Annotated in this window: 18 protein-coding genes; 10 read left to right on the forward strand and 8 right to left on the reverse strand. The window is 69.7% G+C overall.

The genetic code is table 11. From position 1 onward, the window contains the following. Window positions 1-4 precede the first annotated feature (4 nt). Window positions 5-985, reverse strand: a complete 981-nt coding sequence (locus E6G06_03150; protein ID TML93214.1) for a hypothetical protein — start codon at window positions 983-985, stop codon at window positions 5-7. On the opposite strand from E6G06_03150, the gene E6G06_03155 reads away from it, so the two are divergent. From E6G06_03155 to E6G06_03175, 5 genes are all read left to right on the forward strand, one after another. Then, complete coding sequence (locus E6G06_03155) at window positions 924-1757, forward strand: hypothetical protein (GenBank protein TML93215.1); 834 nt, start codon at window positions 924-926, stop codon at window positions 1755-1757. The genes E6G06_03150 and E6G06_03155 overlap by 62 nt on opposite strands. A 63-nt stretch (window positions 1758-1820) precedes the next feature. Beyond that, a complete protein-coding gene (locus E6G06_03160; protein TML93216.1) occupies window positions 1821-2195 on the forward strand; it encodes a hypothetical protein in 375 nt (124 codons plus the stop codon). A gap of 1040 nt (window positions 2196-3235) precedes the next feature. Further along, complete coding sequence (locus E6G06_03165; GenBank protein ID TML93251.1) at window positions 3236-4486, forward strand: alkaline phosphatase; 1251 nt, start codon at window positions 3236-3238, stop codon at window positions 4484-4486. A gap of 212 nt (window positions 4487-4698) precedes the next feature. After that, complete coding sequence (locus tag E6G06_03170; protein TML93217.1) at window positions 4699-5085, forward strand: hypothetical protein; 387 nt, start codon at window positions 4699-4701, stop codon at window positions 5083-5085. A gap of 58 nt (window positions 5086-5143) precedes the next feature. Next, a complete protein-coding gene (locus tag E6G06_03175; protein ID TML93218.1) occupies window positions 5144-6826 on the forward strand; it encodes a beta-lactamase family protein in 1683 nt (560 codons plus the stop codon). Window positions 6827-6865: 39 nt separating this feature from the next. On the opposite strand, the gene E6G06_03180 is transcribed toward E6G06_03175, so the two are convergent. After that, window positions 6866-7741 carry a transglutaminase domain-containing protein gene (locus E6G06_03180; protein TML93219.1) on the reverse strand — a complete coding sequence of 292 codons (876 nt, stop codon included), beginning with the start codon at window positions 7739-7741 and terminating at the stop codon, window positions 6866-6868. 388 nt (window positions 7742-8129) lie between these two features. Between E6G06_03180 and E6G06_03185 the strand changes: the two genes are divergently transcribed. From E6G06_03185 to E6G06_03205, 5 genes are read left to right on the forward strand one after another with little or no spacing between them, the layout of a single operon-like run. Then, window positions 8130-8966 carry a MerR family transcriptional regulator gene (locus E6G06_03185; GenBank protein TML93220.1) on the forward strand — a complete coding sequence of 279 codons (837 nt, stop codon included), beginning with the start codon at window positions 8130-8132 and terminating at the stop codon, window positions 8964-8966. 11 nt (window positions 8967-8977) lie between these two features. Further along, on the forward strand, window positions 8978-9577 hold the full coding sequence (gene pdxH / locus E6G06_03190; GenBank protein TML93221.1) for a pyridoxamine 5'-phosphate oxidase: 600 nt from the start codon (window positions 8978-8980) through the stop codon (window positions 9575-9577). Then, the gene (locus E6G06_03195) at window positions 9574-10287 is read left to right on the forward strand and encodes a class I SAM-dependent methyltransferase (GenBank protein ID TML93222.1); all 714 of its coding nucleotides are present in this window, start codon (window positions 9574-9576) and stop codon (window positions 10285-10287) included. The genes pdxH and E6G06_03195 overlap by 4 nt, the downstream gene beginning before the upstream one ends. A gap of 34 nt (window positions 10288-10321) precedes the next feature. Then, entirely contained in the window at window positions 10322-10933 is a 612-nt protein-coding gene (locus E6G06_03200; GenBank protein ID TML93223.1) for an RNA polymerase sigma factor, read from the forward strand. Beyond that, window positions 10930-11517 carry a hypothetical protein gene (locus E6G06_03205; GenBank protein ID TML93224.1) on the forward strand — a complete coding sequence of 196 codons (588 nt, stop codon included), beginning with the start codon at window positions 10930-10932 and terminating at the stop codon, window positions 11515-11517. The genes E6G06_03200 and E6G06_03205 overlap by 4 nt, the downstream gene beginning before the upstream one ends. Before the next feature lie 31 nt (window positions 11518-11548). Here the strand turns inward: E6G06_03205 and E6G06_03210 are convergent, their stop codons facing one another. The 6 genes from E6G06_03210 to E6G06_03235 form a co-directional block, all read right to left on the reverse strand. Beyond that, window positions 11549-13363: a hypothetical protein gene (locus E6G06_03210; GenBank protein TML93225.1), complete on the reverse strand. Its 1815-nt coding sequence runs from the start codon at window positions 13361-13363 to the stop codon at window positions 11549-11551. 257 nt (window positions 13364-13620) lie between these two features. Then, window positions 13621-13980 (reverse strand): VOC family protein, encoded by a 360-nt coding sequence (locus E6G06_03215; protein TML93226.1) that lies wholly within the window; start codon window positions 13978-13980, stop codon window positions 13621-13623. After that, window positions 13977-14276, reverse strand: coding sequence for a DUF1330 domain-containing protein (locus tag E6G06_03220; protein TML93227.1), 300 nt, complete (start codon window positions 14274-14276; stop codon window positions 13977-13979). The genes E6G06_03215 and E6G06_03220 overlap by 4 nt, the downstream gene beginning before the upstream one ends. An 82-nt stretch (window positions 14277-14358) precedes the next feature. Then, window positions 14359-14748 (reverse strand): nuclear transport factor 2 family protein, encoded by a 390-nt coding sequence (locus E6G06_03225; GenBank protein ID TML93228.1) that lies wholly within the window; start codon window positions 14746-14748, stop codon window positions 14359-14361. 77 nt (window positions 14749-14825) lie between these two features. After that, the gene (gene sixA, locus E6G06_03230) at window positions 14826-15422 is read right to left on the reverse strand and encodes a phosphohistidine phosphatase SixA (GenBank protein ID TML93229.1); all 597 of its coding nucleotides are present in this window, start codon (window positions 15420-15422) and stop codon (window positions 14826-14828) included. Then, window positions 15308-16051, reverse strand: a complete 744-nt coding sequence (locus E6G06_03235; GenBank protein ID TML93230.1) for a hypothetical protein — start codon at window positions 16049-16051, stop codon at window positions 15308-15310. Before E6G06_03235 ends, sixA begins: the two co-directional genes overlap by 115 nt. Window positions 16052-16053: the final 2 nt, after the last annotated feature.

The raw sequence follows: 16053 nt of genomic DNA on the forward strand, positions 1-16053 counted from the left end.
CGGCTCAGGATTCGAGCCGGTGGAACTCGTCGAGCAGGTCGCCGGCGTCTGGGCGGGCGCGGACGGCACGCTCCACCTCGGCGGCGCTCGTCTGCTTCATCAGCTTCCGACGCGGGCCGAGTGACTCAGACAGGGCGCGGTCCCAGAGGCGGCCGATGAGCTCGGCGCCTTCGTAGACGCGGCCCGACTCCCCGACGAACGTGCGGTCGCGCATCTCCGACAGCGTCGTCCGCAGGTATTCGACGTGCGGGCTCTCGTCGGTACGGACGTACGACACGAGCCTCGCGGCCTCACCGTCTCCCGCCACGAGCTCGCCATCCCCGAGCAGCTCCTCGGCCCAGGCGAACGTGTGGTACGCCGAGACCTCGATCAGCAGCAGGCGCACCATGCGCTCGATGAGCAGCTCGAGCTCGATCGCGATGTCGTCGGGGAGCAGGCGCGGCGGCGCCGTCGTGCCGCCTCCTCCCATCGTGATGCCGAGACGCTGCAGCATGCGCTCGGTCTCGTCCTCGGTGGTGGGCCGCTCGAACGCGATGTCGCGAGCCGCGAACCACATCTGCCTGTGCCCACCCTCGGCTCCGTAACCGGCTTCGTCGCGCGCATGGGCTTCGTAGAGGCCCCTGTCGAGGTGGTGCATCGCGGTACCCCGCACGTCTTCCACGAAGCAGCGCTGGAGATCGGGGATCACCGAGTGGCGGATCATCGATCCGAAGCCCTCCACCGTGCCGATGCGCGTGAGCGTGTCGATGATGGGTCGGTCGACACCGTGCTCGATGAGGAAGCGGGCCTGGGCGACGTTGGGGTAGGCGCCCGGCCACGTGTCGAGGCCGACGTCGAGGAGCGGTGTCGCGAACTCCCGGGCGTGCTGCTCCTGCCACGCGCGGATGGCCGGCCAACGGTTGGCGGTGCGGGGCGACACATAGGTGCCGTCGTCGTCGAAGCCACCGTGGCACCGCACGCCTCCGGCGACGAGGGGCTCGGCCACCGGCAGGCTGGTGAGCAGCTCCTCCTCGGTGAAGGTGGTCTGCAGCGTCGTCACGGGCGAACTGTACCTGCCCGAGACCCCGTCTCCGGGCTCAGCGGCCGTCGCGCATTGCGCGGCGCGTGCACCTAGGGTCGTGGGGGTGTTCGCCGAGCTGTTGCGCCAACCGGGCGTGGAGGAGGTGCTGGAGCTGCGCTCGGCGTTCGGCTTCCTCGCGTTCCACGGAGGCTCGCTCGAAGAGGAAACCGACACGATCGCGCGCGCCGCAGCCGCGAGCGCCGGCGCCTCGTTGTACGCAGTGCTCCAGCCCGCCGAGCTGCGCTGGCACATTCCCTCGGCCGACGTCGACCCGGAAGCCTCGGACGCGCTGTCCCGGTTCCTCGACCACGTCGAGGTCGCGGTCGCGCTGCACGGCTACGGACGCGTGGGATGGTGGACGACGCTGCTCGCGGGCGGGAGCAACCGCGCGCTCGCGGGCGACCTCCGCCGGCGGGTGGAGGCGGCGCTCCCCGGCTACGAGGTCGTGGACGATCTGTCGGCGATTCCGCGCGCGTTGCGTGGCACGCACCCCGACAACCCCGTGAACCGACCTCGACACGGCGGGGTGCAGCTCGAGCTCCCACCGCGGGTGCGCGGCCTGGGACCCTACTGGGACGAACACCCCCACGAAACCCGCCCGACGGCCGCGCTCGTCGAGGCGCTGGGCTCGGTGGCCGAGGCGTGGCTCTACGCGCGGGACAACGCGGCGACGACGTCTGACGTGCGCCCGATCTGAGCGACGACCTCCGCTGCGGGGATCACGGGAAGGCGCAACGATCGTCGGTACCCTCGGAAGGTCGTGCGACCTCACGCCGGCGACCTCTACCTGGGGGTTGCAGCCGCCATCATCGTCGTCGGCGCAGTTGTCGCGACGCTGTTCCTACGACGCTTCGATCACCGCCCTCGTGTCGGGGGTGCGATCGTCGCGGTCATGGTGCTCCTGGTGCTGGCGCTCGCGCTCGCGCCCGGGCGGGTGTCGGACGTTGCGGCGCGGAACGTGCGGGACACCGCGCTTCGCGACGGGCCACTCCGCCCGTCCGAGTCGACGGTTCCCTGGCCGGCGCCGCCGATGCGGCGGGTGCCGATCCCCACGACCGGCGCGCCACCCGCGCCGCCGGCGGGTGGCGCCGGGCGCGCGCCGAGCGCACCCCCGCCCTCCACCACCACGCCGTGAGACCGACAACGTGACGGCGTGCCACGCGCCGTGCACACGTGGGCATCGATGGGTCGTGCGACCTATAGGTGGGTCGGGGGAGCGCGAATAGCGTGCGGGGGGAACACGGCCCACGGCGGAGGTAACGCATGGTCTCCCCCCGACCAGGGAAACGAACGGCGCGCAGACGCGCGGGCATTCTCGTCATCGCGGTGCTCGCGGGTCTGTTCGCGCAATTGGGTGGTGCGCAGGCGGGCCCGGTGCTGTTCAGCGACGACTTCGAGTCGGGCAACCTCGCGGCCTGGTCCACCGTGCAGACCGGGGCCGCCGGTTCCGCCACCGTCCAGAGCGCGGTCGTCAAGACGGGAACGTACGCAGCCCGTCTCTCGGCGACGACGGCCGCCGGGTCCTTCGCCTACGCGCGCGAGTCGCTCGCCAGCGCTCAGACAGATCTCGTGGCGGCCGGCGACTTCCAGGTCCAGGCGGAAGGCGCAAGCGGTGGCAACGTGCCGATCTTCCGGTTGTTCGATGCCGGAGGCACCAAGCTCGTCAGCCTCTATCGCCAGAACGGCGCCGGTGGGATCTGGGTCTGGTACGACAACACCTACAACGCCACGTCGGCCAACCTCCCCCTCAACACCTGGGCCCAGCTGCAGGTTCACGTGGTTGCCACCGGCTCGGCGACCGGAACGGTCGACGTCTCGGTGAACGGCAATGTCGTGTACCACTCCGCGACGGCAAACGTCTCGTCCGCGGGGATCAGCGCGGTGCAGATCGGGAACAACTCCGCAGCCCAGGGCTTCACGATCGTGGCCGACAACATCCTGGTGTCCAACGGCACGACGAGCACCTCGCCGACCAACACGTCGCCCCCCGTCATCAGCGGCACCGCGGTGGCGAACCAGACCCTCACCGCTGCTCCGGGCGCCTGGAGCGGCACCGCGCCGATCACGTACACCTACCAGTGGCAGCGTTGCGACAACGCAGGCGCGAGCTGCGCCGACGTCCCGGGCGCGACCGCCGCAACCTACGTGCTCACCTCGTCGGACGTCGGCTTCACCATGCGTGTCGCCGTCACCGGCGGGAACACTGTCGGCTCGAGCACCGCGACCTCGGCGGCCACATCCGTCGTCACCGCGAACGCGCAGCCGCCGGCCAACGTCGTGCGCCCCTCGGTCAACGGCACCGCGCAACAGGGCCAGACGCTCACCGGCGACCCGGGCACCTGGAGCGGCACCCAGCCCATCACCTACGCCTATCAATGGCGGAGATGTGACAGCCGTGGCGCGAGCTGCGTCGACATCACCGGGGCGACCGCGACCACGTACGTTCCAACGGCAAGCGACGTCGGCCACGGGCTGCGCGTGTTCGTGACGGCCTCCAACATCGGCGGCTCGGCGACGCTCGGGTCGTTGCCGACCGCGGCGGTGACCGCCTCCGACCCGGTGATCGCCGCGGTCGGCGACACCGCCTGTGACCCGCACGATCCGTATTTCAACGGAGGTCTCGGCAGCTCGACGTACTGCCATCAGAAGTACACCTCCGACCTGCTGGTCAACGGGGACTACAACGCCGTGTTGCCCCTCGGCGACATGCAGTACGACTGTTCCCCGGCGAGCGCCTTTGCCGCGTCCTACGACCCGACCTGGGGGCGGGTGAAGTCGATCTCGCGCCCTGCGCCCGGCAACCACGAGTACAAGTCCACCAACCCGGACCTCTACGGCTACAACCTCTGCAAGCCGAATGCCCAGGACTACTACGGCTACTTCGGAACCTCGGCGGGCGACCCGACCAAGGGCTACTACAGCTACGACCTCGGTTCCTGGCACGTGATCGTGCTCAACACGACGCGGGGGTGCAGCGTCATCTCGTGTGCGGCGGGGTCGGCTCAGGAGCAGTGGCTGAAGGCCGACCTGGCCGCCCACCCCGCGGCATGCACCCTCGCGTACTGGCACGAGCCCCGCTTCTCGTCCAAGACGCCCTCGACCAAGAGCGACGCCTTCTGGAAGGACCTCTACGCAGCGGGTGCCGACGTGGTGTTGAACGCCCACGTGCACAACTACGAGCGGTTCGCGCCGCAGGACCCCTTGGCCGGCGCCGACCCGGCCCGAGGGATCCGCGAGTTCGTCGTGGGCACGGGCGGTCGCAGCCACGAGTCATCGGGCACGACCGTCGCCGCCAACAGCGAAGCCCGCAACAGCACGGTGTTCGGCATCCTGAAGCTGACGCTCCACGCGTCGAGCTACGACTGGCAGTTCGTCCCCCAGGCCGGCCAGTCCTACGTCGATGCCGGTTCGGGTGTGTGCCATTGAGCGCCCGACGCGCGCTGTTGCGTTGCACGGTTCCGCTCGCCGTCGTGCTCCTGATGGCCGCGTGCTCGCACGGAAGCGACAACACACAATCGCGGCAAGGCAAAGCCCCTCGGGCGACGGGTGCGACCAGCCGCGCGGCCGCGGGCACGGCCCCTGCGTCGGATCCGGCGGGTCGTGCCTACACCGCGGCAGCGCGATCGCGTGCGATACGTGTGGCCACCGACGACCCCCATGTGCGTCTCTTGGGTGCCGACGAGCGGCCGAGCGTGGTCCGCACGGCACCGTGGACCACCCGCGTGCCGGCAGCCAACGACCGTTTCATCGGCGCGGTGGTCACCATCGACCTCGGCGGTCCGCAGACGATCGACGCGGTGTGGCCCAGTTGGGGCTGTGGCACGGGCGAGCGCGCACACGGCATCCTCATCCACGTCGTGGCGAGCAACGTGGTCAATCCCCTCCTCGGTGTCGACCTGCACACCAACCGTGTGCTGTGGATCGACCCGGGCCCGAACGCGAACGTCGCGGTCTGGCAACGGCAGGGCGATCGAACGACGCCGTTCCCGCCCATGACGTGTGACGACGACGGCCCGCAACTCTGAGCGGGGCTGACCGTCGGAGCGGGCCGACGTCCGCCCGCGCGAGAGTGGGATCGTGGCGATGGAGCGCCTCGCAGAGGTGATCGAGGAGCAGCTCGCCAAAGGGGTCGTCGGGGCCAGTGTCGCCGTTGTCGTCGACGACCAGATCGTGTGGTCGGCCGGGTACGGCGTCGTCGACATCGACGATCCGGCTCCGGTGACGCCGACCACCACGTTCTCGGCGCAGTCGCTGACGAAGCCGGTCGTGGCCACCGCGCTCATGCGTTTCGTCGAGGACGGCACGATCGGCCTGGATGATCCGGTCAACGCCCACCTCGGTGAGGTGCGTCTCGCCAACGCCTGGGAGGACGAGCATCCGGTCACGATCCGCCAGCTGCTCACGCACACCGGCGGCTTGGGCGTGTCGGCCTCATGGCATTCGACCGTCTCCGTCGAGGACGAGGTCACCACCCACGTCGCCACCGAAGCCGCCCCGGGATCGCGGCTCGTGTACGCCAACAACGGCTACGACACGCTCGGGTGCCTGCTGGCCCACCTCGCCGGCGCGGCCTGGGACGAGGTGGTCACGCGGGCAGTGTTCGTCCCGCTCGAGATGACGGCGACACGCATCGGTGCGCCGCCCGCGGGTCACGAGGACCGTGCGGTCGGGCATGCGCCGAGCCAGATGGACGGCCGCGTGCTGCGCCTGGCGACCGTGCCGTGGCCCTTCGAGCCTCCACCGCCGTCGGGATCGATGGTGTCGACGGCCGAGGATCTGGCGCGCTTCATGCTGGCCCACCTCAACGGCGGCGGCGGGGTCGTGAGAATCGAGACGGTGGCCGACATGCAGCGGCTCCACGCGCCGCTCGGGCCGGGGGGAGGGGGCATGGGCCTGGGCTTCCGGGTCGACCGGCGCGGGGGTCGCGCCTTCTTCTGCCACGGGGGCGACGGCGTCGGGTTCACGAACTTCATCGGTGCCCATCCCGATGAGCGGGTGGGAGCCGTCGTCCTGCTGAACACCGGCGGCGCGCAGGAAGCCCGCTCGGTCATCGCCGGCGCCGCGCTCGCGTATGGCCTGGACGAGCCGGCGGTGTTCAGCCGGACGACGACGCCGGCGCGGGTCGACTCTCGGCTGCTCGGGGGTTACCGGTCGACGTTCTGGGAGCTGCGGGCAGAGCTGACGCAGCCCGGTGATCACCCACTGCTGCGCTCGTCCCCGGGGGCGATCGTGAGCTCGGAGACGAAGACCCGGCTCGAGCCCGCCGGCGACCGTTGGCGGGGCGACGGCGGCATGTTCGACGGGTGGGAGCTCGATCTCGTCGTCGGCGCGGACGGGCGGGCCCGTCTCTACGGCGGCGTGTACCCGTTCGAGTACGTCGCGGACGACACGCCGATGCCACGCCTCCCCACTGCGGTTGATCCCGACGGCGAGCTGGCCGGCGCGTGGGCGGGCACCACCCACTCGCCGATCGGACCGGTGCCGTTCGAGCTGGTCGTCCGCCCGCCGAACGCGGCGACCGTCACGACCATGGGAGTGACCGAGGTCGCGCTGGTCGACGTCGACGCCGGCGCGGGCTGGGTCACCGGCCATTTCGACGTCGACATCGACGGCATCGGCGGGCTCCGCGTGTTCCTGCGCCTCGGACTCGTCGCGCGACGCCTCGAAGGCATGGCCTACGCGCGCAGCGAGCTGGGAGAGTTCGCCATGCCGGTCGAGCTCGAGCCGGTCGAGCTCGAGCCGGTCGAGCTCGAGCAGCCGACGTGAGACGGCTGTGTGCGCAGTTGCAGCCGGCCGAGCGCGTCGTCAGGCGGGCAGGGCGACGGTCGTGCCGGCGCGGTAGCTGACGACCGCCTCTGGTACGCGCAGCAGATCGTGCTCCTCGTACAGGCCGCGACACTCGAGCCAGGCGTCGGCAACGATCGCGTCGGCCACCTTGTCGATGACGGCGCTTGCGGGTCCCGCCTCGTGCTCCTCGGCCACGGTCATGAGGCCCCAACCGTCCCAGGGAAGCAGCTCCATCTTGTTGAGCGCCGCGAGGTCGCGCACGACGTTGTTGCGGACGAACCAGATGCCCCAGAAGTCGAGGATCCCGAAGCGCTCGGGGTCGGCCCCGCCAGATCGACAGAGCTGCCAGGCCTCGGCCGCGTCCAGAAAGCTGCCCGGCGGCAGGTCGGTTGTGTCGAAGGCGAGCCCCAGCGCCTGCCGTTGGACGAGGTCGAGCTGGTAGTCGACCCGCCGCCAGCGCGCGGGCGCCGGCTCCCAGTACTCGACCACCCAATGGTCGATGTAGCGATCGGTCTCGAAGTACGTCGCGAAGCCGCACCGCGCCCGGGCGGGGATCCCGGACCGCCGGAGCAGGGCGCACGTCAGCGTCGAGAAATGGCGACAGTTGCCGATCATCCGCCGGTCGGGAGGTCGCGACGTGCTCAGCGGCGCGGGATCGAGCCGCCGGATGAGCTCGACCATCGCCGACGCGGCGCGCGTCTCGACCTCGTCCGCCCGTGCGGGTGGGATCTCGACGCCGTACCGGTCGGCCCAGAACTCGTGGAGGATCAGGCCCTGCACGACCGGCCCCAGCGCGAGCGGGTCTTCGGGCAGCTCCTCGAACGCGTCGGACCCGGGATCGAGGGTCGTCATCGGGCCGGCGGTCGAGTAGTACGCAAGCTCGTCGTCTCTCATCTCTCGATGAGACAACCTTCCGTCGCGTGAAGGTCAAGTGGTTCCGCGTTCCCCCAGCGCTCCTCGACTCGCGCGATCGCGGCGTCACAGATGCGCGCCTGTGGCTCCGCGATCGTGCCCTGCCGTCGTCGGGTTGCGATCGCGGCGGTGGGGGTGGTCGCGCGTCGACGTCGGTGCCGTCGGGCTTCAGCCAGCGCCAGTGCCCCGGCCCGCCCTCCAGCCGGTACCCCTCGCGGGTCTTCTGCGCGTGGTGGAACCTGCAGACGCTTGGCGAACTCCGGCGTCCGGGCTACAGCTCACGGGAAAGCGAACGTACGTTCGATGTTATCAGGCCCAGCGACAAGCCGCAAGCATCTTCCGCGATTCGGGGGCCTTCTCGCGACCAAGAATGGGCGATGTCATGTTGAGCATCGGAGACTTCGCCCGGCTCGGCCAGGTCTCGCCGCGAACGCTCCGCCACTACGACGAGCTCGGCATCCTGCGCCCCGACCGAGTGGATCCGGAGAGTGGGTACCGCTTCTACGGAGTCGCCCAGCTCGAACGATTGCACCGCGTCGTGGCGCTGCGCGACCTGGGGTTCGGTCTCGACCAGGTCGGCGAGTTGCTCGAGGACGATCCTCCGCTCGAACAGCTCGTCGCCATGCTCCGCGCACGACGGACCGAGATCGAGCAGCGAGTCTCCGAGGAGCAGGCCCGGCTGCGCAGAGTGGAAGCGCAGCTTCGCGCGCTCGACGCCGCGGATCCCGTCCCTTCCCCCGACATCGTGCTGAAGTCGACGCAGCCGCTCCGGATCGCGGAGATCGCCGCGACCGCGCCGGGGTTCGGGCATGAGAACCTCGGCCCCGTCTTCATGCGCGTGCTCCCCGAGGTGGCGGCGCACCTGGAGAGAAGCGCGGCGCAACCGGGGATCACGGTCGCCTGGTACGAGGAGCCGTCCGACGACGGAGCGGTGGTGCTGCACACCGGTTTCGACATCGGCGACCAGGCGGTCGATGGAACTGATCGCGTGCGAATCGTGGATCTGCCAGTCGTGGAAGTCGCTTCAGTCATCCACCGCGGCTCGATGGACAACGTCGTGCCAGTGTACGAAGTGCTCGTCCGATGGATCGAGGACAGCGGCTACCGCTTGGATGGCCGCAGCCGCGAGCTCTACCACGAATGGCACTCCGATGATCCCGCTCGGAGTGTGACCGAGCTGCAGATGCCCGTCGCTCTCGCGACGTAGGGTGCCGAGGGATGACGCTGACCGAGGACGCCGTCCACCCCGACCCCTTCGTGCAGCTCACCCGCTGGTACGACGAGGCGGTCGCCGCGATCGCCGACGAGGCCGACCACATGGTGGTCGCGACGTCCGATCTCGACGGGCGGCCGTCGGCGCGGGTGGTGCTGCTGCGCGGCTTCGACGCACGAGGGCTCTGCTTCTACACGAACTACGAGAGTCGCAAGAGCCACGAGCTCAGCCTGAACCCACATGCGGCTGTGCTCCTGCACTGGACGACGCTGCGTCGTCAGGTGCGCGCCACGGGTGCCGTGAGTCGTCTAGGTCCGGCGGAGTCGGAGGCGTACTGGCGCAACCGGCCCCGCGCCAGCCAGCTGAGCGCGTGGGCATCCCACCAGAGTGAGACCGTGCCGAGCCGGGCCTTCCTCGAGGCCGAGGTCGAGCGGCTGGCGGCCCGATTCGGTGACGAGGCCGTCCCGCTCCCACCGTTCTGGGGTGGCTTTCGCGTCGCGCCATCGGACTTCGAGTTCTGGGAGCACCGCGATGATCGGCTCCACGATCGGCTGCGCTACCGGAAAGAGGGAGGCGGCTGGGCCCTCGAGCGCCTCGCACCATGAGACCCTCCACGCGTTCACGCGAGACTGGTCCCGTGCATGCCGACGACCGCGCGCCGGCCCCTGAGCCGGCGAGCACGCCGACAGCCGGATGGCACGACGCGGATCAGGTCGACTGGTACTTGGATCGAGTGGAGCGACTGCCACCGCGACTCGCGGGCGAAGCGGCGTTGCTGGAGATGCTGCCGCGCGAGGCGCGGTCGGTGCTCGACCTGGGATGCGGTGACGGCCGGCTGGTGAGTCTCGTGGTCGATGCGCTTCCGACCGTCGCGCGGGTCGTCGCCGTCGACCGGTCGCCACCCATGCTCGATCGAGCGCGTGAGCGGTTCCGCGCGGACGATCGCGTCGAGGTCCGGCCGTGGGATCTCGCGGACGACCTGAGCACGCTCGGGGAGTTCGACCTCATCGTTTCGGGCTTCGCCATCCACCACTTGGACGACGGTCGCAAGCGGTCTCTGATCAACGAGGTCGCTCGTCAGCTCCGGCCCGGCGGTGTCTTCGCCAACTTGGAGATCGTCGCGTCGTCCACGCCGATGCTGCATGCGGAGTTCCTGGCTCGCATCGGACGGACGGCCGATGATCCGGAGGACCGGCTTGTCGACGTCGAGACGCAGCTGATCTGGATGCGCGACGCCGGACTGGCCCACGTCGATTGCATGTGGCGCTGGCGTGGGATGGCGTTGCTCGTGGGACGATCCGCGAGCCTCCCGTAGCCCTTGCGTGAACCTGCCATCGGCTGCGGGGAACATGAGGAGTGTGGAGGAGGAGTCCGACGCCGCGGTGATCGCCGCGTCACTCCACGACCCGGTTCGGTTCGGGACGATCTTCGACCGCCACGCGACCGTGCTGCATCGCTATCTCGTGCGTCGGCTCGGACCGGACGAGGCCGAGGCGATGGTGGGCGAGGTGTTCCGGGTCGCCTTCGAGAAGCGGCACACCTATGACGTGCTGCGTCCGGCGGCGCGGCCGTGGCTCTACGGCATCGCCACGAACCTGCTGGCGAAGCACCGGCGTCGCGAGGCGCGGCGCATCCATGCGATGGCGCGGCTCGCTGCGCAGCGGTTGTCGCCCGTGGACGACGCCGATCGTGTGAGCGTCGTCGTCGATGCCTCGAAGCACTGGCAGCGGGTCGCGCAGGCGGTGATGTCGCTACCGGAGCCGGAACGCGATGCGCTCATGCTCCACGTCTGGGAGTCGCTGAGCTACGAGGAGGTCGCCGACGCCCTCGGCCTGCCCATCGGCACCGTGCGCTCAAGAATTCACCGGGCGCGCAGACGTCTTCGTGAACTCGCGGACCTCAGCGGGGGAGAACACGGCGAGAGCACCGGGGACAGAGACCCTGGGAGGATCGGGTCGTGAACGACGACCTCGATCCGATCCGACGACTCCGACCCGACCGGATCGAGCCCGACGACCCGGGCGACCCGGTGGTCTTCTCGCGAGCGAAGGAGCGACTCATGTCCACCATCGGCCAGGAGCAACCGCAGTCGACCGTGACGACGACCCCCGACATCTACCCCAGGCTCGCCTACCGCGACGAGCTGGCCGCCGTCGACTACCTCACGCGGGTCTTCCAGTTCCGCGAGAGCCGTGAGGCCCGCATGGAGTTCGACGGCCAGTACCTCTGCTGGATGCGAGTGGGCAGCGGTGTCGTGATGATCGGACACGCGAACCCGGAGATCCATCGCATCCACAGCCCGCTCGAGGCGGGAGTGACCACGGTGATGATGAACGTCTACGTCCACGACATCGACTCCCACTACGCCCATGCGGTGGCCGAGGGCGCCACCATCACCATGGAGCTCGACGACGCCTTCTTCGGCGAGCGGCGCTATGAGGCGACCGACCTCGAGGGACACCGCTGGCACTTCGGCGAGCGATTCGACGACATCAGGGCCCGCGGCGGCCGGCCGCCCGAACCCGGGGATCCTCCGAACGGTTGACCCAGAGGGGGCAGGCGGTCGGCGGTTCGGGTCAGTGCCCGGCCGAGTCGACGACCCGACGGTAGAAGGCGCGTGCATCGTCCAGCACGGCAACCACGTCGCCGAGATGCTCATCGCGCGTAGCGGGATCGAAGTGTCCGTGCTCGCGCACGAGGTCCTCGAGCTTGTCGAGGAATTCGAGGCACCATTGCGCGTCGGCGGCGCGACCGACGCGCCGGCCGGAGACGTCGACGTAGACCGGTGAGGTGTGCGCGAGCACCGACTCCTCGAGGGTGTTGGGATGGCCGGCACCGCGGGCAACGGCGGCGATCCACGTCGGCCCACCCTCCAACCCGGTCTCGAACCGGAGCTCGGCGGGATCGCCCTCCGCGAGCAGGCCGTCGGGACCGACGAGCGACAGATGCTGCGCGCCGGGCCCCCCGACCCGTGCGACGGCCTCGAGCCGGTCGCGTGGACCGAGCTCGAGCACCGCTCCCGGGCCTCGTCCGTTCACCTCGAGGGTGAGCCACGGCCCGTTCGTGACCACGGTGCGCCCGGCGCGGATGGCTTCCTTGAAGCTCGCCACCGACAAGGGCTGATCGCCGAGGTGGGCATAGACTCGACCCCAGCCGGGTGGGTTGGAGAAGGTCCCGCTGTGTGAGAACGACAGGAACGTGTCGGTGCCGGCGGTGGCCGCTAGCCGTAGACCACAGGACAACAGCCGGTGGTACAGGAATACCGCTCCCTCGTCATCGGTCGGCGAGATGAGGTCGATGGAGTCGACGACACCGAGCGCGGCGTCGGCGACCAGTTCGCGAGCCTCGACCGACCGCGGAGTCCTGAAGAAGCGACGGGTGGACCCGTCGTCCGGGAATTCCCTGAACGCCGGATGGCAGTAGCCCACGGTGGCACCCAAGCTGCGGAGCTCGTCGCAACCCACCTTGTTCGGCGGCCAGTCCTCGGGATGATCGGATCGGTCGTGACCGGTGAAGTAGCGGCTCGGCGGGCCGCTCGGGCCGAGGGCGTGAACGTGACCCAGCAGGTCGTTGCGGTACTCCACACCCATGCGGGCCACCGAATCACCCGTCGACCACGGGAGATCGGCATCGGGGAACTGCTCGAGCATGTCGCGGTCGTAGACGCGCGACGTGAGGCAGTTGGCGGCCACCAGGTTGACCAGATGGAGCCCTTCTCCGAGCTGCATGCGGGCCGCGTCGCCCGGCGTGCAGATCAGGTCGCCGCTGTAGTTCATGTGCACGTGCATGTCGCCGCCATACCATCCGTCCGCGGCAGGATCGATCAACCGCACCGGCTCGCACTCGACGGTGACCCGTTCTCCCGCAGGGGGAGTCACCTCGCGCACCTCCCGGTCGAACTCGAGGCCCCGGGTGCACACCACCTCGAGCGCCTCGGCCGGCACGGTGAGGGTCACGTCGTGGCCGTGGAAGAAGGGTCGGTGGTGGAAGTCCCACTTCGTCAGGACGCCGTCCGGGAACCAGGCCCCGCCGCTCGCATCGGTGACCGACCAGCGAGCGCAGTGAGAGGACGCGAGGGTGAGCTCGGCCGATGCGCGTGTGCGCGCCGCACCGTCGACCGTCAGAACGTCGCCGTTCGACGAGACGGTGAACGCCGGGTGCGCACCATCGAGATCGATGGTCTCGACCGCAGCTCCTCGCGCCGGAACGTGCGCTTGCCGGCCGGCGATCGAAAGCGTCAGGGCCGTGTCACATGTGGAGTCGACAATGACGTCGATCGCGACCGTGCGACCCGCGACCGCGATGAGGGCCGGCCCGACGTCGGCCCGCAGCGCGCCACTCTCGTCGACTCTGACAACGACGACTCCGACCGGCACATCGGCGTCGATCACGCTTCGGATCGCCTGTGCCCAGTCGCCCGTCGCGGCGTACTCGGCGAAGACGGCCCCGAACTTCGTGAAGCGGGTCCATCGGAAGAGGTCGATCTGCTCGTCCCCCTAGTCCCATCCGCGCTCGTCGAGGAGGCGACGGTACTGAGCCAGCGTCTCGATCACCGGCGCCGGCAACGAGAGCGTGTTGGTGTCCTGGCAGCACATGTCCGGAGTCTGTCAGTCGCTGCAACGCGGTCGCCCGTCACAGCTGAGCCGGGTCAGGCGGTCGGCTCCCGAGAGCTGAGGACGCAGAACTCGTTGCCTTCAGGGTCGGCGAGCACGACCCACGACTGCTCGCCTTGGCCGACGTCCACCCGGGTCGCGCCGAGGTCGACGAGACGCTTCACCTCCGCGTCGCGGTCGTCGGGCCGGAAGTCCAGATGAAGGCGGTTCTTGTGTGCCTTGGGGGTTGCGACCCGTACGAAGAGCAGGCCGGGAAGACGGTCGGGACGGGCCCGGATCTCGTACTCGTCGGGTACGTCGTTGACCACGACCCAGCCGAGCGCCTCCGTCCACCAACGGCCCAGCCGGACCGGATCCCGGGCGTCGACGATCGTCTGCTCCCATTCGAGGCTCACGCGTGCGAGGCGATGCCTGCGACGACGTACATGCGAGCCCGGGCTGCGCCGGCACGAAGCTTCCGCGCCTCGGTGTACTCGTCTCCTCGGTACCAGTCGAACGCGGCTCGCATCGTCGGGAACTCGATCAGCACGGTGCGACCCGCCGGGGGTTCACCTTCGAGCACCTCGACGTCGCCGCCCCGAACGAGATAGCGACCGCCGGCCGCGGCGATGCTCGCCGCGGCTCGTGTCTTGTACTCCTCGTACCGCTGCGGATCCGTAACCTCGCCTTGATACACGACATAGGCAGCCATGAGCCCCTCCGAGTCGATTCGGTTGGATGGGCCACGATCATCGCGCCACACCGATCACCCTCGGGCGGCGCGACCGGACCCGTTAGCCGGTGAAGATCTGCGCCCAGGCGGAGCCGTCTTCCGGGTAGAACCAACGTTCGAGCATCTGGCCGTTGCGATAGTGGAACACGCTGACGACGCGCGTCTGCACATCGATGCCGGTGCGTCGTGCGCCCATCTGGCTCAGGGCGCACACGTGGTCGTCGTTGCCGAACACGTCGTGCTCCTCGAGCCAGAACCCCATCTCCCTCACCTGGCTCAGCCACGAGACGAGCGCATCCTGGCCGCGTACGTCTCCCGCCATCGGGTGCGCACCCGGGACGTGCCATACGACATCCGAGGCGACGAGGGTGCGAAACGTGGCGTGATCGCTCGCTCGGAAGGCGTCTGCTGTCCGACGGTACGCGCTGGCGTTGGGGTGCTCGGGGCTCACGGGCGCAACACTAGAGAATCGAGGTCGCCGCCATCACCTCGCCGAAACCCCCCTTCACGCTCTAAACCGCGCCGCGGTCACGCGCCTTCAGGTGGGAGAACGACCGAGACCCCCCAACCCGTGTCGGTTCGCTCGAGTCCCACCAGCCCGCCCTGCCTGAAGCTCACGACGGAGTGGTCGGAGGTGCCCGTGACCAGGAGACCCGTGAGTCGCGCGAGGTGGGGAAGGTGTCCGACGAGCATGAGGTCTTCGGTCTCCCCGTCGAGGCGTGCTACCCAGGTCGCGGGGTCGTCGTTCGGCGCGAGTGCGTCGGCCTGCTCGACATCGGTGTCGAGCAGTTCACCCCAGGCCTCGGCGGTTTGACGGGACCGCGCCTTTCCGGAGTGGATGACCCGACCCACCCGGATACCGAACCTCTCGACCGCGTCGCGTGCGACACCTCGAACGATGTCCACGCCCTCGTCCGTGAGCGGCCGCTCCGGGTCTTCGTCCTCGGTCTTGGCCGGCCCGTGCTGAACCAGGTAGAGGCGCACCGCGCCACCGTAGAGGTCGGTGCCCCCTATGGCAGCGTCAGGTCGAGCGCCTCTCGCTGACCCGGAGGGGTGTTGACGACGGTCGTGGCCGCCGCGGGGCGACCGTCGATGCGGAAGGCCAGGGTGGCTCCGCGGGTGCATCCGGCGATCGAGTCGGGCCCGACGACCGAGAGGACGTACCCCGTGAAGCTCTCCGAGCTCCGTACCGATGCGACTCCGCAGCGCGTGTCGCCAACGTAGGCCTCGACCCGCGTTCCGGGCGGAAGCTCCACGCCGTCTGCCCGGAATACGCCGCCCGTGAACTGCGCGGTCACGGGTGCGGCGCCGGCCGGCGCGGAGGTCGAGTAGCGCGCCGCGAAGCTCTTGACTCGGCCGTTCCCGGGCCAAGCCAACGCGTTGGTGCTGAACACGATCTTGTTGTCGGCGTATGTCCACAGCACGATCCGGGCGCCGGGGCCGCCACAGCCACTCGACTCCGTCTCGGCGAAGACAGTGACCGAGTAGCGCCCGTTGGCGACGGGCGGGAGCGTGGTTTGACAGGGCGTGACCAATCCGCCCCTGAGAACGACGGCGCCGACCCATCGCGAGTCGAACGGCGCCCCGTCGACGGTGGCACTGCCGCGGACCACGACGCGATCGCGCTCGCCCGGTACCTGAGGCCTTTCGACGCTCGTGGACGCCGGCGCCGCCTTGTCGTCACCCGAGCATGCAGTTGCCGCGATCAGCGTCACCACCGCCGCGGTGCACGCCGATCGCCTCAGGAAGCTCATCG

The organism is Actinomycetota bacterium, from assembly GCA_005888325.1.
Classification (GTDB): domain Bacteria; phylum Actinomycetota; class Acidimicrobiia; order Acidimicrobiales; family AC-14; genus AC-14.

What these genes read in the sequence shown, in the direction of transcription:
- sixA (TML93229.1), bottom strand. Translation starts at nt 15,422, where the DNA reads ATGCACCCGCGGAGCCACCCTGGCCTTCCGCATCGACGGTCGCCCCGC.
- E6G06_03200 (TML93223.1), top strand. Translation starts at nt 10,322, where the DNA reads ATGAGGAGTGTGGAGGAGGAGTCCGACGCCGCGGTGATCGCCGCGTCA.
- pdxH (TML93221.1), top strand. Translation starts at nt 8,978, where the DNA reads ATGACGCTGACCGAGGACGCCGTCCACCCCGACCCCTTCGTGCAGCTC.
- E6G06_03220 (TML93227.1), bottom strand. Translation starts at nt 14,276, where the DNA reads ATGGCTGCCTATGTCGTGTATCAAGGCGAGGTTACGGATCCGCAGCGG.
- E6G06_03195 (TML93222.1), top strand. Translation starts at nt 9,574, where the DNA reads ATGAGACCCTCCACGCGTTCACGCGAGACTGGTCCCGTGCATGCCGAC.
- E6G06_03180 (TML93219.1), bottom strand. Translation starts at nt 7,741, where the DNA reads ATGAGAGACGACGAGCTTGCGTACTACTCGACCGCCGGCCCGATGACG.
- E6G06_03185 (TML93220.1), top strand. Translation starts at nt 8,130, where the DNA reads ATGGGCGATGTCATGTTGAGCATCGGAGACTTCGCCCGGCTCGGCCAG.
- E6G06_03235 (TML93230.1), bottom strand. Translation starts at nt 16,051, where the DNA reads ATGAGCTTCCTGAGGCGATCGGCGTGCACCGCGGCGGTGGTGACGCTG.
- E6G06_03175 (TML93218.1), top strand. Translation starts at nt 5,144, where the DNA reads ATGGAGCGCCTCGCAGAGGTGATCGAGGAGCAGCTCGCCAAAGGGGTC.
- E6G06_03165 (TML93251.1), top strand. Translation starts at nt 3,236, where the DNA reads ATGCGTGTCGCCGTCACCGGCGGGAACACTGTCGGCTCGAGCACCGCG.